This window comes from Streptomyces sp. NPDC048696, from assembly GCF_043198895.1.
Taxonomy (GTDB): Bacteria; Actinomycetota; Actinomycetes; order Streptomycetales; family Streptomycetaceae; genus Streptomyces.
In genome coordinates this window covers 390475-409598 of sequence record NZ_JBICVJ010000002.1, presented here as the reverse complement: position 1 = coordinate 409598, position 19124 = coordinate 390475, and the positions used below count along the sequence as shown (strand labels likewise).

General features: G+C 72.5%; 20 protein-coding genes. 8 read left to right on the top strand and 12 right to left on the bottom strand.

Going from position 1 to position 19124, the window contains the following annotated elements; translation table 11 throughout:
• Positions 1 to 18 precede the first annotated feature (18 nt).
• The 3 genes from ACGFRG_RS04905 to ACGFRG_RS04895 are packed head-to-tail and all read right to left on the bottom strand — an operon-like array spanning position 19 to position 2919.
• Positions 19 to 1143, bottom strand: a complete 1125-nt coding sequence (locus tag ACGFRG_RS04905; protein ID WP_393261369.1) for an N-acetylglucosamine kinase — start codon at positions 1141 to 1143, stop codon at positions 19 to 21.
• Positions 1140 to 1817 (bottom strand): uracil-DNA glycosylase, encoded by a 678-nt coding sequence (locus tag ACGFRG_RS04900; protein WP_361426798.1) that lies wholly within the window; start codon positions 1815 to 1817, stop codon positions 1140 to 1142. Before ACGFRG_RS04900 ends, ACGFRG_RS04905 begins: the two co-directional genes overlap by 4 nt.
• Positions 1818 to 1827: 10 nt before the next feature.
• Complete coding sequence (locus tag ACGFRG_RS04895) at positions 1828 to 2919, bottom strand: exo-alpha-sialidase (protein ID WP_361426795.1); 1092 nt, start codon at positions 2917 to 2919, stop codon at positions 1828 to 1830.
• Between the two features lie 331 nt (positions 2920 to 3250).
• On the opposite strand from ACGFRG_RS04895, the gene ACGFRG_RS04890 reads away from it, so the two are divergent.
• Positions 3251 to 5188, top strand: coding sequence for a neutral/alkaline non-lysosomal ceramidase N-terminal domain-containing protein (locus ACGFRG_RS04890; RefSeq protein WP_393261367.1), 1938 nt, complete (start codon positions 3251 to 3253; stop codon positions 5186 to 5188).
• A 28-nt stretch (positions 5189 to 5216) separates the two neighbouring features.
• Here ACGFRG_RS04890 and ACGFRG_RS04885 read toward each other — a convergent pair whose 3' ends face one another.
• On the bottom strand, positions 5217 to 6308 hold the full coding sequence (locus ACGFRG_RS04885; protein ID WP_393261365.1) for an NADH:flavin oxidoreductase/NADH oxidase: 1092 nt from the start codon (positions 6306 to 6308) through the stop codon (positions 5217 to 5219).
• A gap of 116 nt (positions 6309 to 6424) precedes the next feature.
• Between ACGFRG_RS04885 and ACGFRG_RS04880 the strand changes: the two genes are divergently transcribed.
• Positions 6425 to 6784, top strand: a complete 360-nt coding sequence (locus ACGFRG_RS04880; RefSeq protein WP_361426786.1) for a helix-turn-helix transcriptional regulator — start codon at positions 6425 to 6427, stop codon at positions 6782 to 6784.
• 40 nt (positions 6785 to 6824) lie between these two features.
• Here the strand turns inward: ACGFRG_RS04880 and ACGFRG_RS04875 are convergent, their stop codons facing one another.
• From ACGFRG_RS04875 to ACGFRG_RS04855, 5 genes are all read right to left on the bottom strand, one after another.
• On the bottom strand, positions 6825 to 8219 hold the full coding sequence (locus ACGFRG_RS04875; RefSeq protein WP_361423469.1) for an FAD-dependent oxidoreductase: 1395 nt from the start codon (positions 8217 to 8219) through the stop codon (positions 6825 to 6827).
• Between the two features lie 100 nt (positions 8220 to 8319).
• The gene (locus tag ACGFRG_RS04870) at positions 8320 to 8937 is read right to left on the bottom strand and encodes a TetR/AcrR family transcriptional regulator (RefSeq protein ID WP_361423472.1); all 618 of its coding nucleotides are present in this window, start codon (positions 8935 to 8937) and stop codon (positions 8320 to 8322) included.
• A gap of 44 nt (positions 8938 to 8981) precedes the next feature.
• Positions 8982 to 9779 carry an HAD family hydrolase gene (locus tag ACGFRG_RS04865; protein ID WP_393261361.1) on the bottom strand — a complete coding sequence of 266 codons (798 nt, stop codon included), beginning with the start codon at positions 9777 to 9779 and terminating at the stop codon, positions 8982 to 8984.
• A 256-nt stretch (positions 9780 to 10035) separates the two neighbouring features.
• A complete protein-coding gene (locus tag ACGFRG_RS04860; protein WP_393261359.1) occupies positions 10036 to 10971 on the bottom strand; it encodes a M56 family metallopeptidase in 936 nt (311 codons plus the stop codon).
• A 107-nt stretch (positions 10972 to 11078) separates the two neighbouring features.
• Positions 11079 to 11657, bottom strand: coding sequence for a DUF5134 domain-containing protein (locus tag ACGFRG_RS04855; protein WP_361423480.1), 579 nt, complete (start codon positions 11655 to 11657; stop codon positions 11079 to 11081).
• A 198-nt stretch (positions 11658 to 11855) separates the two neighbouring features.
• On the opposite strand from ACGFRG_RS04855, the gene ACGFRG_RS04850 reads away from it, so the two are divergent.
• On the top strand, positions 11856 to 12398 hold the full coding sequence (locus ACGFRG_RS04850; protein ID WP_361423483.1) for a GNAT family N-acetyltransferase: 543 nt from the start codon (positions 11856 to 11858) through the stop codon (positions 12396 to 12398).
• 24 nt (positions 12399 to 12422) lie between these two features.
• Here ACGFRG_RS04850 and ACGFRG_RS04845 read toward each other — a convergent pair whose 3' ends face one another.
• Positions 12423 to 13106: a glycerophosphodiester phosphodiesterase family protein gene (locus ACGFRG_RS04845; protein ID WP_361423486.1), complete on the bottom strand. Its 684-nt coding sequence runs from the start codon at positions 13104 to 13106 to the stop codon at positions 12423 to 12425.
• 70 nt (positions 13107 to 13176) lie between these two features.
• Positions 13177 to 13302, bottom strand: coding sequence for a hypothetical protein (locus ACGFRG_RS04840; RefSeq protein ID WP_361423489.1), 126 nt, complete (start codon positions 13300 to 13302; stop codon positions 13177 to 13179).
• Between the two features lie 288 nt (positions 13303 to 13590).
• On the opposite strand from ACGFRG_RS04840, the gene ACGFRG_RS04835 reads away from it, so the two are divergent.
• The 4 genes from ACGFRG_RS04835 (at position 13591) to ACGFRG_RS04820 (ending at position 17681) form a co-directional block, all read left to right on the top strand.
• A complete protein-coding gene (locus tag ACGFRG_RS04835) occupies positions 13591 to 14985 on the top strand; it encodes a DUF6421 family protein (RefSeq protein WP_393261355.1) in 1395 nt (464 codons plus the stop codon).
• Positions 14986 to 15008: 23 nt separating this feature from the next.
• Complete coding sequence (locus tag ACGFRG_RS04830) at positions 15009 to 15770, top strand: SDR family oxidoreductase (protein ID WP_361423494.1); 762 nt, start codon at positions 15009 to 15011, stop codon at positions 15768 to 15770.
• Complete coding sequence (locus ACGFRG_RS04825) at positions 15767 to 16828, top strand: threonine aldolase family protein (protein WP_393261834.1); 1062 nt, start codon at positions 15767 to 15769, stop codon at positions 16826 to 16828. The genes ACGFRG_RS04830 and ACGFRG_RS04825 overlap by 4 nt, the downstream gene beginning before the upstream one ends.
• A gap of 154 nt (positions 16829 to 16982) precedes the next feature.
• The gene (locus tag ACGFRG_RS04820) at positions 16983 to 17681 is read left to right on the top strand and encodes a B3/4 domain-containing protein (RefSeq protein ID WP_393261352.1); all 699 of its coding nucleotides are present in this window, start codon (positions 16983 to 16985) and stop codon (positions 17679 to 17681) included.
• Between the two features lie 4 nt (positions 17682 to 17685).
• On the opposite strand, the gene ACGFRG_RS04815 is transcribed toward ACGFRG_RS04820, so the two are convergent.
• Entirely contained in the window at positions 17686 to 18417 is a 732-nt protein-coding gene (locus ACGFRG_RS04815; protein WP_361423498.1) for a lysophospholipid acyltransferase family protein, read from the bottom strand.
• Between the two features lie 214 nt (positions 18418 to 18631).
• On the opposite strand from ACGFRG_RS04815, the gene ACGFRG_RS04810 reads away from it, so the two are divergent.
• Positions 18632 to 18970 carry a TlpA family protein disulfide reductase gene (locus tag ACGFRG_RS04810; protein ID WP_393261349.1) on the top strand — a complete coding sequence of 113 codons (339 nt, stop codon included), beginning with the start codon at positions 18632 to 18634 and terminating at the stop codon, positions 18968 to 18970.
• The last annotated feature ends 154 nt before the right edge of the window (positions 18971 to 19124 follow it).

Genomic DNA, 19124 nt, shown 5'->3' with positions numbered 1-19124 from the left:
CAGTCAGTGACATTGCCCTCAAGTGTCCTGCTCTGTCGTGACGGACAACATGCGGGGATCGTGTGGCAGTCGTAGCTCGTCACGGGCCAGCGCGGCGGCGATCAGCACCGCTCCGGCGAGCGGATCCGCCGCCGCGTCGACGCTCCGCGCGCGCGGCAGCAGCGCGGCGAGCTCTTCGCGTACGGGGCCGAGCAGCGCGTCGCCGATCTTGAACAGCCCCCCGGTGAGCGCGACTTCGCATTCGCTCACGGTTTCGCCCGGGCTTTGGCCGGTGCCGGCGGAGGTCGTACGAAGGCTGTTGGACGCGGCGGAACGGGCCGCGCCCGAGCCGGTGGTGCCCCGGTCGGCGGGCGAGTCGGCGCTCGACTCCCCGGCCCCGCGCACCCCGCCCGGGCACACCGCGGCCGCGGCCTCGGCGATATGACGGGCCGCCCGGCGCAGGATCGCGGCCGCGACCGGGTCGAACGGTGCGCAGCGCGCCACTTCGGGGGCGAACGACGCGAGCACCGCCGGCCGGTCGCCGCGCGGGTACAGCAGTCCGGGCAGCTCCGGCGCCGGGCCGAACAGCGCCTCCACGCGCTCGCGCAGCGCCGCCGACCCGCCGGGCCTGCCGTCGTGGCTGCGCAGCGCCGCCTCCAGGCCCGCGCGGCCGATCCACGCGCCACCGCCGCAGTCGCCGAGCAGATGCCCCCAGCCGTCGGCCCGCCGCCACCCCGTCAGATCCGTGCCGAGCGCGATCATCCCGGTGCCCGCCGCGACCACCGCCCCGGGCCGCTGCCCGAGCGCACCCGCGTACGCGGTCACGGCGTCGGCGGCCAGCGCCAGGCGCGTCACGCCGAGGGAACCGGCGAGGGCCGCGGGGAGCCTGGCGCGCAGGTCGTCGCCGAGCGAGGCCATCCCGGCGGCGCCCACGGCCACCGCCGCCACCCGCTCGGCTCCGGTCCGTGCCAGCAACTCCCGGGCGGCGGGCAGCAGTTGGCCGAGCAGCTGCCCGGCGTCGATCCCGGCGGGGCCGGTCGGTACCGGCTCCCGCGACGCCAACACCTCGGTCGGGGCGCCCGGTTCGGCCCGGCCGAGCGCGAACCGCACGCCGGACCCGCCCGAGTCGACCCCGAGCACCCAGGCGCCGGCGCCGGAGGTCACGGCAGCTGCCAGTCGACCGGCTGCGCGCCCTGCCGGACCAGGAGGTCGTTGGCACGGCTGAACGGCCGCGAGCCGAAGAATCCCCGGTCGGCCGACATCGGCGAGGGGTGCGCGGACTCGATGGCCGGCAGCTCGCCGAGCAGCGGCCGCAGATTGCGGGCGTCGCGGCCCCACAGCACCGAGACCAGCGGTGTGCCGCGCGCGACCAGCGCGCGGATGGCCTGCTCGGTCACCTCCTCCCAGCCCTTGCCGCGGTGCGCGGCGGGCTTGCGCGGCGCCGTGGTCAGCGCCCTGTTGAGCAGCAGGACGCCCTGCCGCGTCCAGGGCGTCAGGTCCCCGTTGGAGGGCCTGGGCAGGCCCAGGTCCGTGTGCATCTCGCGGAAGATGTTCTCCAGGCTGCCGGGCAGCGGCCGGACCTCGGGGGCCACCGAGAACGACAGCCCCACGGCGTGGCCGGGTGTCGGATAGGGGTCCTGCCCCACGATCAGGACCCGCACCTCGTGGAACGGCTGCTGGAACGCCCGCAGCACATGCTGTCCGGCGGGGAGGTAGGTGTTCCCCTGGGCGATCTCCTGACGGAGGAAGTCGCCCATCGAGGCGATCCGTCCGGCTACGGGCTCCAGAGCGTCCGCCCAGCCGGGCTCGACGATCTCTTTCAACGGTCGTGCTGCCACGGCCTTCACTCTACTGGCGGATCACCGCCGCCCGTACGCAGAGCACGTCCGGCAGATGCGAGGCGAGCAGGCGCCAGCTGTCCCCGTCGTCCGCGCTCGCGTACAGCTCGCCGTTGCGGTTGCCGAAGTACACCCCGGCCGGATCGGCGTCGTCGGTGCACAGCGCGTCGCGCAGCACCGTCCCGTAGTGCGCCTCGGCGGGCAGTCCCGCCGACAGGGGATCCCAGCTGCGGCCCGCGTCCTCCGTCCGGTAGACCCGGCATCTGTTCCCGGCCGGGACCCGGTCGGAGTCGGCCGTGATGGGGAACAGATACGCCGTGTCCGCGCGGCGCGGATGCGTCGCGGCCGCGAACCCGAAGGTGGAGGGCAGTCCGTCGCCGATGTCCTGCCACTGGTCCCCGCCGTCGTCGCTGCGGTAGACGCCCCAGTGGTTCTGCAGATACAGCCGGTCCGGGTCGGCCGGGTCCCGGGCGACCTTGTGCACGCACTGGCCGAACTCGGGGTGCTGGTCGGGCAGGAACACCGCCGACACGCCCTTGTTGGCGGGCGCCCAGCTCTCGCCGCCGTCCCGGGTGCGGAACACCCCGGCCGTGGAGACCGCGACCGTCACCGCACGCGCGTCCCGGGGGTCCGTGAGGATGGTGTGCAGCCCCTCGCCACCGCCGCCGGGCACCCACTGCGAGCGCGTCGGGTGCTCCCACAGCGGCCGCACGAGCTCGAAGCTCATACCGCCGTCCTCGGAGCGGAACAGCGCGGCCGGTTCCGTCCCCGCGTACACCACGTCGGGCGCCTCCGGGCCCGCCGGGTGCAGCTGCCATACTCGCTCCAGCGAGCGCCCCGTGAACTCGGGGAACTTCACGGCTGGTTGAGGTGGCTCCACCCAGGTTCTGCCGAGGTCGTCCGAGTGGAAGACGGAAGGTCCCCAGTGCGCGCTGTCCCCGCCGACGAGCAGGCGCGGGACCGCTCGCCGGGTGTCGATGGCGATCGAGTAGACCGCCTGGGCATTGAAGTGCGGACCGTCGAACTCCCAGCTGCCGCCGCCGTGCCTGCGGCCGACGAAGAGTCCCTTGCGCGTCCCCACGGTGAGCAGAACGTCGGTCATCCCGACCCCTCCAAAACGCCGTTGTCCCGGATAGTGGCCAGTCTGCACCCGACCACTGACAGCGGCCCCCGCAGACGGTATCCGTGCAGGTCAGAGGGTGTGGGCTCGATCCGCCCCACGGTCCGGCGCGCTTTCACCCGTACGAGCCACCCGCACGGCGCCGGCGTGCCTCACCGGTACGAGTCGGCGGTGCGGGCCCGACCGAGCGCTCCGCTGGGAGTGCGGTCATTCGACTGCGGACCGTGGGCGGCCGGTCGCGCAGTTCCCCGCGCCCCTCAAGGGGCGCGGAACCGCGGGGGACTTCCAAGAATCCGCTGAGATCGGAGCGACGATGACGGACGCTACGACCGCCGACGCGGCCGCCTCCCCCGGTTTCCTGGCCGGGCGCGGCATCGCCGACATCACCGGCGAGGCCGCCGAGTGCGGCATGCTCGGGTATGGGAAGGCGGACCAGCGCAGCGCCGGGATCCACACCCGCCAGCGGGCCCGCGCCTTCGCCTTCGTCGACCGGGCGAGCGGCCACCGGGCGCTCCTGGTGGTGTGCGAGCTGCCGCTGATGGCCGACAGCGTCGTCCGGGAGGTGCTGCGGCGGCTGCCCGAGGGATACGACGCGGCCAACGTCATGCTCACCGCGACCCACACCCACTGCGGCCCCGGCGGCTACTTCCACCACGAGCTGTACAACAGCAACACCGGCGGCTTCCGGGAGCGCACGTTCGCCGCGATCACGGACGGGATCACCGAGGCGGCCCACGCGGCGATCGCGGACCTGGCGCCGACCGTGCTGCGCCTCGCGCACGGTGAGCTCACCGGCGCCAGCGTCAACCGCTCCCACCGCGCCTTCGCGCGCAATCCGGCCGCCGACCGCGCGTACTTCCCGGCGGCCATCGATCCCCGGACCACGCTGGTCACCCTGGAACGGGACGGCCGGCTCGTGGGCGCGGTCAACTGGTTCGCCACCCACAACACCAGCATGACCAACCGCAATCGCCTGATCAGCGCCGACAACAAGGGGTACGCGGCCTACCACTGGGAGCGTCTGGTGGCGGGGGCCGACTACCTCGCGGACGGCACGCCCGAGCTGGTGACCGCCTTCGCCCAGACCAACGCGGGCGACATGTCGCCCAACCTGGGCCTGTCGCCGGGCAGCGGCCCCACCGGCGACCAGTTCGAGAACACCCGGGTGATCGGCACGCGCCAGTACGAAGCCGCTGCGGCGCTGCGCGGCGCCGAGATGTCCGGCGGTCTCGACGCCCGTACTACGTACGTGCACTTGTCGGCCGTCGAAGTGGGTCCCGAGCACACCGGGGACGGCCGTACGCACCGGACCTCGCCTCCGGTCGGCGGCGCGGCCGCGTTCGCGGGGGCGTGGGTCGACGGCCCCGGCTTGAAGGGGTTCAGGCCCGGCGCCAACCCGCTGTGGGACGCGCTCTCGCGCGGGCTGCTCTATCCCCTCGCACCCAGGCTGCGCGACGCGCAGTACCCCAAGGCGCTGGCCCTGCCCGCCGGACCGGTCAACCGGGTCCGCCCCATGGTCCAGGAGCGCGCGCCCGTCCAACTCCTGCGCATCGGGCCGCTGTTCCTCATCGGCATCCCGGGCGAGGTCACCATCGTCGCCGGGCTCCGGCTGCGCCGCACCGCCGCCGCGGTCCTCGGCGCGCCCCTGGAGAACGTCCTCGTCGCCGGATACAGCAACGGCTACATCCACTACGTCACCACGCCCGAGGAGTACGACGCCCAGGAGTACGAGGGCGGCAGCACGCTCTTCGGGCGCTGGGAGCTGCCCGCGCTCTGCCGGACCGTGGCCGAGCTCGCCGCGGCCCTGCGCGACGGCGTCCCCGTCGACCGGGGCGTCCCCGAGCCCGCCGTGCCGGTGCGCAGACGGCACCGCCACCGCGTCTCGGACGCGCCGCACCCCGGCCGCGCGTTCGGCGACGTCCTCTCGTTCGCCCTGATCGGCCGCCGCGCCACGGCCTCGTTCGTGGCCGCGCACCCGGGCAACGACCTGCGCAGGGGCGGGAGTTATCTGTCCGTGGAGCGCAGGACGAACGGCGGCTGGACGCGGATCGCGGACGACGGCGACTGGTCGACGACCTTCCGCTGGTCGCGCTCGGGCGGTTCGACCTCGATCGCCACCGTGACCTGGACCGTCCCGCCCGCGACCCCGCCCGGCCGGTACCGACTCGCGTACCACGGGGACACGGCGAAGGGCCCGTTCACCGGAGTGAGCGAGCCCTTCGACATCGGCGCCGTCGGAGCCATCGGCTGAGCGCGGTGGCGGGCCGGGCGCGACGGCGTCAGACCGACCGCAGGTACTGCTTCGGGACGTGCACCTCGCCGCCCAGTTCGCGGGCCGCGTGGCGGGCCCAGGACGGGTTGCGCAGGAGTTCGCGGCCGAGCAGGACCGCGTCCGCCTCGCCGTTGGCGAGGATCTTCTCGGCCTGGGCGGGCTCGGTGATCAGACCGACGGCGGCCACGGGCAGCCCGCTCTCGTCGCGCACCCGGGTCGCGAACGGGACCTGGTAGTTGGGCGCGACCGGAATGCGCACGCCCGCCGCGTTCCCGCCGGTCGACACGTCGAGCAGGTCCACGCCGTGCTCCTTGAGCAGCGCGGCCAGGCGGACGGTCTCGTCGGCCGTCCAGCCGCCCTCGTCCAGCCAGTCCGTGGCCGAGACGCGGAAGAACAGCGGCAGCTCCTCGGGCCACACCGCCCGTACGGCGTCGGTGACTTCGAGCGCGAACCGGACGCGGTTCTCGAACGAGCCGCCGTACGTGTCGGTGCGGGTGTTGGAGTGCGGGGAGAGGAACTCGCCGATCAGATAGCCGTGGGCGCCGTGGATCTCCAGGACCTTGAACCCGGCGTCCGCCGCGCGCCGGGCCGCGTCCGCGAACTGGCCGACCACGTCATGTATCTGATCTACCGTCAGCTCGGACGGCACGGTGTGCTCCGGGTCGAAGGCGACGGGGCTCGGGCCGAGCGGCTGCCAGCCCTCCTCGCTGCCGGGGGCGAGCGGCGCGCCGCCCCGCCAGGGGCGGTCCGTGCTCGCCTTGCGCCCGGCGTGGGCGATCTGGATGCCCGGCACCGTCCCCTGGCCCTCCAGGGCCGCGACGATCCGGCGCAGCCCCTCGACCTGGGTGTCGTTCCAGATGCCGAGGTCTCCGGGGGAGATGCGGCCCTCGGGGCTGACGGCGGTCGCCTCGATCAGGATCAGGCCGGTGCCGCCGGTCGCGCGGGCCCCGTAGTGGGCGAGGTGCCAGTCGGTCGCCACACCCGCGTTCGGGCCGAAGGCCTCGGCGCTGTACTGGCACATCGGGGCCATCCAGACCCGGTTCGGGATGGTCAGCGACCGCACGGCGTACGGCTCGAACAGGGCACTCGCAGCAGACACGGCAGACTCCATTCAGGACGGCCGCGGCGCCGCTGGGTGGCGCCGGGTTCGCTTCGTACGATACTCATCGTAGTACGGGGAATGTCAAACTACGAGGACTCTCGTACAATGAGACGGTGTCCACAGCAACGAGCAAGCGTGAACTCGACCACCCGGCGCGCGACGAGATCCGCCTGGAGGGGGTGCTGCACGCGCTCTCCGACCCGATCCGGCTGAGCGTGGTCCGCGACCTCGCGGCCGTCGACGACGAGCTCTCCTGCTCGCACTTCGAGCTGCCCGTCACGAAGTCGACGACGACGCACCACTTCCGCGTGCTGCGCGAGAACGGCGTCATCCACCAGGTCTACCGGGGCACCGCCAAGATGAACGGCCTGCGCCGCGCGGACCTGGAAGCGCTCTTCCCGGGGCTGCTCGACAGCATCCTGGACGCGGCGGCCCGCCAGGCGGCCCGGGAGCCGGTGACGCCCGGTAGATAGCGCTGGCGCCGGATAGTGCTGGCCCCGCACCCGTCGGGCCCTAGCCCGGAACCTGCCCCAGCCGGTCCTCCGCGGACGCCGTCGCGCCCAGTCCCGCCGTCAGCAGCCCGTCCCAGTCCGGGATCTTCACCGAACCCCGGCCCAGGGACCGCCCCAGCTCGGCCTCCGCGCGCTCGATGTCCAGCCAGCCGCGCCACTCCACCGGCCGCAGCCCCAACTCCCGTAGGGAGTCAAGGGGTTCGCCCTGGACCGGGCGCCGGGCGAGCGCGGGCGCGTCCTCCAGGAGCGAGGTCACCGTCTCCTTGGCGCACGGCCGGTTGGTGCCGATGACGCCGGTCGGGCCGCGCTTGATCCAGCCCGCCACGTACTCGCCGGGCGAGGGCACCCCGTCGCGCAGCACGCGTCCCGCCGCGTGCGGCACCGTTCCGTGCGCCGGGTCGAACGGCAGCCCGGCGAGCGGGACCCCGAGATAGCCGACGGCCCGCAGGACCAGCTGGGCCTCGATGTCCTCGTACGCGCCGGTGCCGCGCACGCCGCCGGATCCGTCCGGCACCGTCCGCTCGAACCGGACACCGCCCACCCGCCCGTCCCGCTCCAGGATCTCCACCGGACGCAGGAAGAACCGCAGCCGCAGCACGCGCTCCACCTCCCGCGGCTCGCGGGCCTCGGCCCAGCCGCGCAGCACCTCCACATTGCGGCGGACGGCGGCGGGCAGCGCGGACGGGTCCGCGTAGGCGGGATCCAGGGCCAGTTCGGCGCCGTCCACGCTCACCTCGGCGCCCGGCAGCGCCCCGAGCTCGCGCAGCTCCTTGGTGGTGAACTTGGCCTGCGAGGGGCCGCGCCGGGCGGTCATGTGCACCGCGCGCACCCGGCCGGCGCCGAGCGCGTCGAGCGCCGCGTGCGGCACATCGGTGGGCCGCAGCTCGTCGGCGCCGCGCGACAGGATCCGGGCGACGTCGACGGCCACGTTGCCCGCGCCGATCACCACCGCCGCGCGCGCGTCCAGCCAGTCGGGGGAGAAGCCGTTGCCCCCGGCGTCCGGGTGGGCGCTGTACCAGGAGACGAAGTCGGTGGCCGAGCAGCTGCCCGGCAGGTCCTCGCCCGGGATGCCGAGCCGGCGGTCGGCGGCCGCCCCCACGCAGTACACCACCGCGTGGTAGAGCCCCAGCAGCTGTTCGGGCGCGATGCCGCCGGGCCCGATCTGGACATGGCCGAGGAACGTGATCCGCTCGTCCTCCAGGACGGCCCGCAGATTGTTCTGGAGCGACTTGATCTTCTCGTGGTCGGGCGCCACCCCGTACCGCACCAGGCCGTACGGACAGGGCAGCCGGTCGAGGACGTCGACCCGCAGCCCGGGCACCGCGCTCTGGGTGAGCAGGGACTGGGCGGTGTAGACCCCGCTCGGCCCGGAACCGACGACGGCGATACGCAGCACGAAGGGAGCTCCCTTCCGCGGGTGGAACCCACCAGGGACTCCAGCATCGCACCGGTGCGCGCGCGGCGTCAGGGGACGGCGAACGGTTTCGCCGCGGGCGTCAGGGCACGGCGAGCGGTTTCCCCTGCGGCGGCGGGTTGCCCAGCTCCCATTCGAGCCCGAACCGCTGGAACAGCTCGGCCCGCAGCCGGGGCACCTCCATGGGCGCGCCGGGCAGCAGCGCCGCGAAGACCGCGCCCATCAGCAACGCGCGGAGCATCGGGTAGTCGGCCTCCACGTCCTGCGAGCCGTAGCGCTCCACGGTGTCCCGCAGCAGCCAGGACAGCCGCTGCTGCTCGGGGCACTGCACGAACCCCTCGGCCTGGAGGATGCCGGCCATATGGGCCCGCATGAGGACGGGATGGACCTTGGTGAGGGCCAGTATGGCGTCGATGGCCCGGGCCAGGCGCTCGCGGCCGTCGTCCGTGCGCGGCTCCTGCTCCAGGCCCGCGCTGAGGGCGAGGTGCATGACCCGGTGGACGGCCGACTGGAGCAGCTGGCGCTTGCCCGGGAAGTAGTACGAGACCAGCCCGCGGGCCGACCCGGCCCGGTCGGCGATGTCGCCGAGGGTGGTCGCCTCGTAGCCGCGCTCCGCGACCAGCTCGACTGTCGCCTGGAGCAGCCGTTCACGGGAACGTCGGCGCAACTCTTCATTGACCGATGCGCTTCGCGGGGACATGCTGTAACTCCTGCGTTGACTGGCTCTGAGCCAATATACTCAGGTCACCGTATGCGGGAACCCCTCCCGGGGGTTCTGGCCTGCGGATTTGCTGCCCTTTCTGGGTGACGCGGGGGATCACCCAGAAAGGGCGGCCCGGATTTTTCCCGGTCGACGAGGTCCAGTACGGGCATGAGCCCGGCGGGCCGGTCCACGACCGGAAGATGGTCGACGAAGTGCACCGCGCAGCCGAGAGCCGCCGCGCCGCCGTCCGCCCGGCGGTCGTCGCCGACCATCAGCACCTCGCCCGGATCGCACCCGACGGCCTCGCAGGCCGCCTGGAACAGTCGCGCGTCCGGCTTCTGCACCCCGTGTTCGTACGAGAGCACATAGGCGTCCACCAGGCCGTCCAGGCCGTGCGCACGGAAGACCGGCCGCAGGTCCCAGCCGATGTTGCTCACCACGGCCACCTTGACGCCCCGCTCCCGCAGCCCGGCCAGGACGGCCGGCGCGTCGGGATACGGGTGCCACGCGGCCGGGGTCATGTGCCGGTCGTAGAGCGCGGTGTACAACTGCGGATCTGGCAATGTCACCTCCCGCGCCAGGCCCGTGTACGCGGCCCGGTGCAGCGCGGAACTCCGGTCGCGGGTCGCCCACAGCTCGGCCAGACGCGGCGGTACGCGGACGGGGTCACCGCCGCCCGGCAGCGCCCCGGCGTCCGTCAACTGCTCTGTGAGGAAGCCCAGTTGATCCGGGGGCAGCGTGATGCCCCTCCCGTCGAGAACGGCGGACAGCCACTTGCGGGTCGACTCGACGCGCAGCAGCGTCCCGGAGAAATCGAACAGCACACCCTTGATCGCCATGGCCGCGATCCTTCCCCGTGAGGCGGCGGCTAGGGCCTGTCCGGTGGATCTTGCCTGGGCCGCGGGGTCGTGGCACGCGCATCTGCGGCGTTGTCGTCGGTTGCCGACTCCCCCAAGCTCTCGGCTCCGCTCGACCAGGGGGCACCCCCACGCGTCGTCGCCCTCCTCCGCCTTGCAGCTGCACGCACCACGACCCCGCTCACCAGTACCGAAACGGCGACCCGCACCGAAGGCGGCCAGATCCACCGGACAGGCCCTAGCCCAGCGCGCGCAGCCCCGGGACGAACGCCACAAGGAGCGGGACGACCGGGACCAGGGCCGCCGCCGCCGTGAGGCGCAGGCGGTGGCCCGCGGTGAGCCGGGGCGCGCCGCCCAGCAGGCGCTTCACCCGCTGCGGGACCTGGCCGTGCGGGGCCGGGCAGGGGCCGAACAGACCGCGGTCCTCGTTGAGTTCGACCAGTGCGAGCGCGATCGTCAGCCGCCCGTAGCGCCGCGACGCCACGTCGTCCGCGGCCAGTTCGACCAGCCGGTGCATCTCGTCCCGGAACGCGGCGAACACCGGGATCCTGGGGAACCCGTTGGCCAGCGCGGCCGAGCAGTGCAGCAGCCAGTCGTGCCGGGCGCGCGCGTGGCCCTGCTCATGGGCGAGCACCGCGTCGAGCTGGCGGCCCTTGAGGCGGCGAAGTGCCGCCGTGGTGATGACCAGTTGGGGCGTCGGGCCGGGCAGCCACCAGGCGTCCGGGCGCTGCGCCTCCAGGACCACCAGCGGCGTTCCGCCGGGCTCCTCGCCGGGCAGCAGGGGCGCGCGGACGAGCAGTTCGCTGCGGCCGGCCCGGCGCCGGGCGCGGGCCTCGCGGATCTCCCGGGTGAGCATCGCCGCGGTCCAGGCGCCGCCGCAGAACAGCAGCACCGCGAGCGCCGCCGACCACGGGCCGTACGGACCGAGCCCGTACGCGTCGACCACCGCGCGCGGGGCCGCCGCGAACACCTGCCCCCGTACCGTCTGCCAGGCCGCCGCCGCGCTGAAGACCATCGCCAGCGCGAAGCAGAGCAGCACCGCCGCCACCACGCACTGCCAGACCCACAGCGCCACCACCGGCTCGCGCTCGGCCCAGTGGGCGCGCGCGAACAGCCGCGGGGCCACCACGGCGGACACGACGCCGAGCGCCAGCAGCGCGAGGGAGACCATCATGGCCTCAGCCTATGAGCGGGGCCCTGCCCATAGGTATGACCTCGTGCGCCAAGTGACGCACGCCACGTTTTGATCACGATCATCGGCAAAGGCGGACGGGTCCCGGTTCAGAGCGCGATGAGCATGGCGAGCATCGCGATTCCCATCGACAACCGGCAGGCCAGGGTGAGTTCGGGCCGCGCGGCCCAGGCGATCGCCGCGCCCTGGCGGGCCGGTTGCGCCACCGGCAGCAGTCGCGCTCCCGTGGTGAGCACGTATCCCACGTAGTAGACGAGCAGCGCCCCGGTGACGAGCGGGATGCCCCCGGCGGGCCCCGCGTGGCCGTGGTGTGCCGCGTGTCCGCCGGACGCGCTCATGGCCAGGGCCATGTAGACCATGGCGAGCGAGCCGACGGCATGGTGCAGATGGTGCGTTCCGGCGGACTTCGCGGCCGCTGCGCGGACCAGCCAGGCCGCGCGCAGCGCCGCGGCGCCGAACACGACGGCGTAGCCGGCGGACAGCCACGACGGCGGGGTGACCAACGCCGCCGGGACGGCCATCGCGGCCATGCCGAAGCCCATCACCGCCTCGCCGCCCGCCGAACTGCGCGCCCGCTCGCAGTCGCTGCGCAACCGCATCAGGCAGTACCCGCCCGCCGCCGCGCACACCACCACGAGCAGCCAGCCGGACAGCGCGGATCCGTGCATGGCACACCTCCCCGCTCTCCATGTCGACCTGCCGAGGAGTCGATGCCCAGGCCGGGCGCCGCGCACGCGGGCGCAACGGCACACCGGGGGAGCGCACGGCGGCGATCCGACCCCTCCCGGGGGGTGTGCGGGAGAGGGATACGCTCGTGGTGCCCTCGTGACGTACGACGTATTGATGCAGTTGGGAGAAGGTTCGCCATGGACACCACCCGCGCCGGAGAGCTGAGCTACCGGGATGCCACCGAAGCCGACGTCGAGGAGCTGGTGCCGCTCATCGAGTCGGCCTATCGCGGGGACTCCAGCCGGGCCGGCTGGACCACCGAGGCGGACATCCTGCAAGGGCAGCGCACCGACCCCGAGGGCGTGCGCCAGGTGATCCACAGCCCCGGCAGCCGACTGCTCACGGTGGAGCGGGGCGGCCGTATCGTCGCCTGCTGCCAGCTCGAACACCGGGGTGACGCCGCCTACTTCGGCATGTTCGCGGTCCGCCCCGAGCTCCAGGGCAGCGGCCTCGGCAAGGAGATCATCGCCGAGGCGGAGCGCACCGCGCGCGAGGCGTGGGACGTCACCGAGATGCACATGACGGTGATCTCGGTGCGGGACGAGCTGATCGCCTGGTACGAGCGGCGCGGCTACCGCCGTACCGGAAGCATGACGCCCTTCCCGTACGGCGACGACCGCTTCGGCATCCCGCAGCGCGCGGACCTCGAATTCGAGCTGCTGGTCAAGAAGTTGGTCTGACGGCCCTCGCGGCCCCCGGCCGGTTCACGCGGTGAAGCGGCCGGTGCGGCGGATCTCCGGGCAGTCCGTCGTGGCGCCGTCCAGACCGAGCGCGCGCACCAGCCGCAGATGGTCCTGGGTGTTCACCACCCAGCCGATCACCTGCAAGGACTCGGCGTGCGTGCGCTCGACGGCCGCCAGTGTCAGATGGCGGATGTCCAGCGAGAGCGCATGCGCGCCCACCGCCCTCGCGCGGTCGGTCAGGTCGTCCTCCCACCGGCTCGCGATCAGTACGGTCCGTACGCCCGGCACCAGCGACACCATCCGGGCCAGCGCCTCGTCGTGGAACGAGGACACCGTGACGCGGCCGACGAGGTCGCGCGCGTGGATGACGCGCGCCAGCTCGGCGGCGGCCGCCACATCCTTGATCTCGGCCTGGAGCGGTGAGCCCACCGCGTCCAGGACCTCCTCGAAGAGCGGGATGCGCTCGCCCTGACCGGCGTCCAGTTCGCGCAGCTCGGCGACCGTTTTCTCGGCCACCGGGCCCGTCCCGTCCGTGGTGCGGTCCACATCGGCGTCGTGCAGGACGACGAGGGCGCCGTCCTTGCTCAGATGCAGATCGAGTTCGATGGCGTCCATGCCCGCGCGTTCGGCGCGGACGAACGAACGCAGGGTGTTCTCCGGCTCGACACCCATGACCCCGCGATGACCGATGGTGAGGAACGTCAAGACAGGCCTCGCTTCCGTCGACGGCGGATCGCGCGCGGGCGGTCCCGTGCCCACGCGGCAGTGCCGCAGCCTAACGGCCCGCCCACGCGTTGGACCCCGGCTCGCGCGGGGTGGCGGAGTCGTTTCCCCGGGTGGCCGCGATGCCCAGCACGAGTCCCGTGATGAGGGCTGCGACAAGGACGGCGCGGGTACTCATGGGGTTACGCCTCCGTACTGGGGGGACGGGAGGGACACGTCCGTCCTACCCGTCCGGGGGGTCCGCCGGCCAGAGGTGTCACCCGGGGGTGGGCGAGTCCCCCAGGCCTTGACGCGGTTGGCACTACGTCTGCGCCGTGATAGAAGCGAGCGTCCCCGACGCCTGTCGCAGGAAGAACAGCGGCCCGTATGAAGATGTGCAGGATAATTTCCCGATATCCCTCTTGAGCCGGTGAACCGAACACGGATACGGTGTCTTAACGCGAGGTTCTCCCGTGGAGGAAGTGACATGACGGAAATTCTTGTGCAGGACATGGTCGCCGGCGCCGTAGCCGACCGGCCGGTGGTCGAGCACTCTGCCTGGTCCGTGCTCAAGCGTTCCGTCGAGGAGATCCGGCCCTGGCAGTCCAAGGACGGATCCATCGACTTCGACGCCGAGGGCGCGCCCACCCGCGCGGCCGCCGAGGCCGTGGTCGAGCGGATCGTCGGCGCCGTCCAGGAGCTCTCCCCGCTGCTGCCGCACGACGCCGCGTACCACCGCGCGCTCGTCGCGGACCTGCGCAAGTGGGCCGACGACGCCTTCGACGTGCCGGACTTCCTGGACTCGCTGCTCGCCTTCCACCCGGCCGCCGACCGCGCCGACGGCCTGCAGCGCCTGGTCGTCTTCCCCATGTACACGCAGAACGGCAACCCGGACCGCAACCTCGAAGCGGTCGTGCTGCGCATGGTGTGGCCCGAGTGGCTGGCCGACCTGGAGGCCACGCGCTACGACAACCCGCTGTTCTGCGGTATCGCCTTCGAGGACTTCACCGCCGGGTACGACACCAACTCGGCCGTCCTGTTCCCGGAGACCATCGCCGTGCGCGAGGCGCCCGAGCGCTTCACCTGGGGCGGCATCTTCTGCGACCGGGAGGCCGCGCGCTTTCGCCGGGTGACCGAGGCGGCCGTCGACATCCTCGGCGTCCAGCTGCCCGAGGACATCCGTGAGATGGTCGGCGACCAGGAGCGCTGCGAGAAGGCGTTCGTGCTCTGGGACATGATCCACGACCGCACGCACAGCCACGGCGACCTGCCGTTCGACCCGTTCATGATCAAGCAGCGCCAGCCGTTCTGGATGTACGGCCTGGAGGAGCTGCGCTGCGACCTCACCGCCTTCAAGGAGGCCGTGAAGCTGGAGGCCGAGGGCAACCAGCACGGCCGCGACGTGCAGTACGCGGTGCTCTTCGACCGGATGTTCCGCTTCCCCGTCACCGGCGACCGCGTGCGCAACTACGACGGCCTCGGCGGCCAGCTCCTCTTCGCGTACCTCCACAAGCACGACGTGGTGCGCTGGACCGACAACATGCTGCACATCGACTGGGAGCAGGCCCCGGCCGTCACCAACCAGCTGTGCGCCGAGATCGAGAAGCTCTACCGGGACGGCATCGACCGCCCGAAGCTGGTGCACTGGTTCGCCGCGTACGACCTGGTCTCGACCTATCTCGCGCCGCACCCGGGATCCCGCTGGGCCAAGGGCCCGGACGCCCTGGACCTCTCGCAGCCGCCGCGCAAACTCGTCGACGACGTGCTTGCGGACGAGTTTCCCCTGAGCATGTTCTATGAGGCCCTCGCCAAGAAGCTGAAGGACGTGATTGCCTCCACCAAGGGAATCACCGCGGCGAGCGCCGAGCGAGCCGCCGCGTGAGCGCTCGTGCGGAGGAGACGATCATGAACGGCAATGGGAATGGGAACGGGCCGCTCAGCGGCGCCGTGATCGCGGTGGCCGGGGCGGCGGGCCCGGCGGGCCGCGCCGCCCTGCTCACGCTCGCCGAGGCGGGTGCCGTCGTGGTGGCGTCCGACGCGGACGCGGCACGGCTCGCGGAGGCGGTGGACGCGGCGCGCTACGCACACGGCGGGGCGACCGTGGTGGGCGACACCGTCGACCTGCTGGATCTGGACGCGACCCGCGAGTGGGCGGCGCGCACCGAGAAGGAGTTCGGCCGTATCGACGGCCTGGTCCACCTCGTCGGCGGCTGGCGCGGCAGCGCGTCCTTCGCCGAGACGGACCTCGCCGACTGGGAGCTCCTTGAGAAGCTGCTGGTCAAGACCGTGCAGCACACCTCGCTCGCGTTCCACGAGGGGCTGCTGCGCAGTGACCGCGGCCGCTATGTGCTGGTGAGCCAGTCCGGCGCGCACAAGCCCACCGCCAACAACGCCGCCTACAACGCGGGCAAGGCCGCCGCCGAGGCGTGGACGCTCGCGCTCGCCGACGCCTTCCGCAAGGCGGGCGGTGAGCAGGGTCCGGGCGCGGCCGCCGTCATCCTGGTGATCAAGGCGCTGGTGCACGACGCGATGCGCGAGGAGCGGCCGAACGCGAAGTTCGCGGGCTTCACCGACGTCAAGGAGCTCGCCGAAACCATCGCCGGGGTCTGGGAGCAGCCCGCGGCGGAAGTGAACGGACAGCGTCTGTGGCTGACCCCGAAGCCGTGAGGACGGACGCGCGCCGTCACCACGATCCCGAGGTGCGCGGCTTCGCCAGCGACAACTACGCCGGCGTGCACCCCGAGATCCTGGCCGCCATAGCCCTCGCCAACGGAGGCCACCAGGTCTCCTACGGCGAGGACGAGTACACCGACCACCTCCAGCGGGTCGTCCACAGCCACTTCGGCGCCGACGCGCAGGCGTTTCCGGTCTTCAACGGCACGGGCGCCAACGTGGTGGCCCTGCAGGCGCTGACCGACCGCTGGGGTTCGGTGGTGTGCGCCGAGACCGCGCACATCAACGTGGACGAGGGCGGCGCGCCCGAGCGCATGGCGGGCCTCAAGCTGCTCACCGTGCCCACCCCGGACGGAAAGCTCACCCCCGAGCTCATCGACCGGCAGGCCTGGGGCTGGGACGACGAGCACCGGGCCATGCCGCAGGTCGTCTCGCTCGCCCAGAACACCGAACTGGGCACGGTCTACACGCCCGACGAGATCCGCGCGATCTGCGACCACGCCCATCAGCTGGGCATGAAGGTGCACCTCGACGGCGCCCGGCTGGCCAACGCCGCGGCCTCGCTCGACGTACCGATGCGGGCGTTCACCAACGCGGCGGGCGTCGACGTGCTCTCGTACGGCGGGACCAAGAACGGGATGATGTTCGGCGAGGCCGTCATCGTGCTCAACCCGGACGCGGTGCGCCGGATGAAGCACATCCGCAAGATGTCGATGCAGCTCGCCTCCAAGATGCGTTTCGTGTCGGTGCAGTTGGAGGCGCTGCTCGCCAAGGACCTGTGGCTGCGCAACGCGCGCCACGCCAACGCGATGGCACGGCGGCTCGCCGACGGCGTGAGCGCGGTCGGCGGGGTGGAGATCCTCTACCCGGTCCAGGCGAACGCGGTCTTCGCGCGGCTGCCGCACGACGTCAGCGAGCGGCTGCAGAAGCGCTACCGGTTCTACTTCTGGAACGAGGCGGCCGGCGACGTCCGCTGGATGTGCTCGTACGACACCACCGAGGACGACGTGGACGACTTCCTGGCGGCGCTCAAGGAGGAGATGTCCCGGTAGACGCCCTGGTGACACGGCACAGCGGCCGGTCGCGGAGTCGATGACTCTCTGCGACCGGCCGTTTTCGTCATCCTTCGCAGTCCACTGAGATGAACCTTGGAGTATTCTGGGGTGCACCAAGCCGCCCCGATCGACCTGTGAGGCACGACCGCCCATGACGTTCACGCTCACCGTCTCCGACGAGGTCCGCGCGCTCGCGCCCGGCTTCACCCATGTCGCCGTCGAGGCCCGCCGGCTCGTCAACGGCCCCAGTGACACGGCGAGTTCGGCGCTGCTCGACGAGGCCGCGCGGCGGCTGCGCGCGCGGCTCGGCGGCCTCGCCCCGCACGAGGACCCGCACATGGCCGCCTGGCGCGCCGCGTACACGGCGTTCGGCGCCAAGCCGTCCCGTACCCGCAACTCCGCCGAGGCGCTGGCCAAGCGCGCGCTCGCGGACGGCGGTCTGCCGCGCGTCAACCGGCTCGTCGACGTCTACAACGCGATCAGCGTCGCCCATCTCGTCCCGGTCGGCGGCGAGGACGCCGACCGCATCAAGGGGTCGATGCGACTGGTGCGGGCCACCGGCGACGAGCCGTTCTTGACGGTCGCGGGCGGCGAGCCGGTCGTCGAGCACCCGGACGCGGGCGAGGTGGTGTGGTGCGACGACGAGGGCGTGACGTGCCGCCGCTGGAACTGGCGCCAGGGGGTGCGCACTCGGCTGACCGAGGAGTCGACCGGCGCGCTCTTCCTGCTGGAGGCCATGGCCCCGCACGGTGATCCGGTGGCGGCGGGGGCCGAGCTCGCCGAGCTGCTTGAGAAGGCGAGCCCCGGTGCGCTGATCACCGTGCACGCCCCGGTCGGCGCCGGGGCGTGACGATTCAGCGGCTGGCTTCGCGTTCGCGGACCTCTTCGGGCGTGGGCGCGGTGCCGCCCAGGTGCGCCGGGATCCACCAGGTGTCGGCGGCGTCCTTGGGGCGTACGGGATAGGCGCGCTGGGCGGCTTCCAGGAGCTCCTGGCACCGCTCGCGCAGCCGCCGGGTGATGGCGCCCGCGTACTGGTCGGCGGGGGCCTCCACCGGCTCGCCGACCCGGATGGTGACGGGGATGTGGCTGCGCTTGAAGTTGCGCGGGCGGCCCTTGGTCCACACCCGCTGGGTGCCCCACAGCGCCATCGGGATCAGCGGGACGCCCGCCTCCTGGGCGAGCCGGGCCGCACCCGACTTGAAGCTCTTCAGCGTGAACGACTGCGAGATGGTCGCCTCGGGGAAGACCCCGACGATCTCACCGGAGCGCAGCGAGTCCAGGGCGTGCGCGTACGCCGCCTCGCCCTGCTTGCGGTCCACCGGGATGTGCTTCATGCCGCGCATCAGCGGGCCCGAGATCTTGTGCCGGAAGACCGACTCCTTGGCCATGAAGCGCACCAGGCGCTTCTGCGGCAGCGCGGCGAGCCCGGTGAAGATGAAGTCCAGATAGCTGATGTGGTTGCTGACCAGCACCGCCCCGCCGGTGCGCGGGATGTTCTCCGAACCCTGCGTGTCGATCTTCAGGTCGAGCGCCTTGAACATGGTCAGGGCGGCGCCGACGACCGGCCGATACACGAGTTCTGCCATCTGGGGGAGGCCCTTCTGATCCCGGGGGAGGGTTCTCCCGGTGAAAGTTACGCAGCCGTAGGTTTTCCGGCATTGGGCAGATCGTGCCCGATACGCGCCGTGCTGGCCAGTCCTGGGGCCGCTCGCGAGGGAGATTCTCATCACGTGTGCCCAGGTCGGGGCCGTCGGGGAATCTTCCGGCCGGTCCGGGGCGCTGAACAGGGCGGACATCGAAGTGAGGGGAGAGGCTGTGCTGGGCGAGGACGAGCCGAGGCTCGGGGCGGGGGAGTTGGGCCGGGAGCTGGGCGAGCGGGCCACCCTGGTCCAGTTCTCCACCGCTTTCTGCCAGCCCTGCCGGGCAACTCGGCGTACGTTGGCGGAAGTTGCCGCCATGGTGGACGGGGTCGAGCATGTGGAGATCGACGCCGAGGACCATCTCGCGCTCGTCAGAGCCCTGGACATCCGGGCCACGCCCACCGTCCTGGTCCTCGACCGCGACGGCAGGGTCGTGCGCCGGGCGTCCGGGCAGCCGCGCCGCGCCGATGTGATCGCCGCGCTGGGAAAGGCGGTGTGAGCTGCGTGGAGCGTCCCGTGACGGATCTCCCACATCGTAGAACGCACTTGACTGCGCGCGTCCGCAATCGTCAGTCTGACGATGTGCCGATCCGAATCCTTCTCCACGGGCGCGTCCATGTGGACCTCGCCCGCACCGCAAGTGCGCGCTGTCC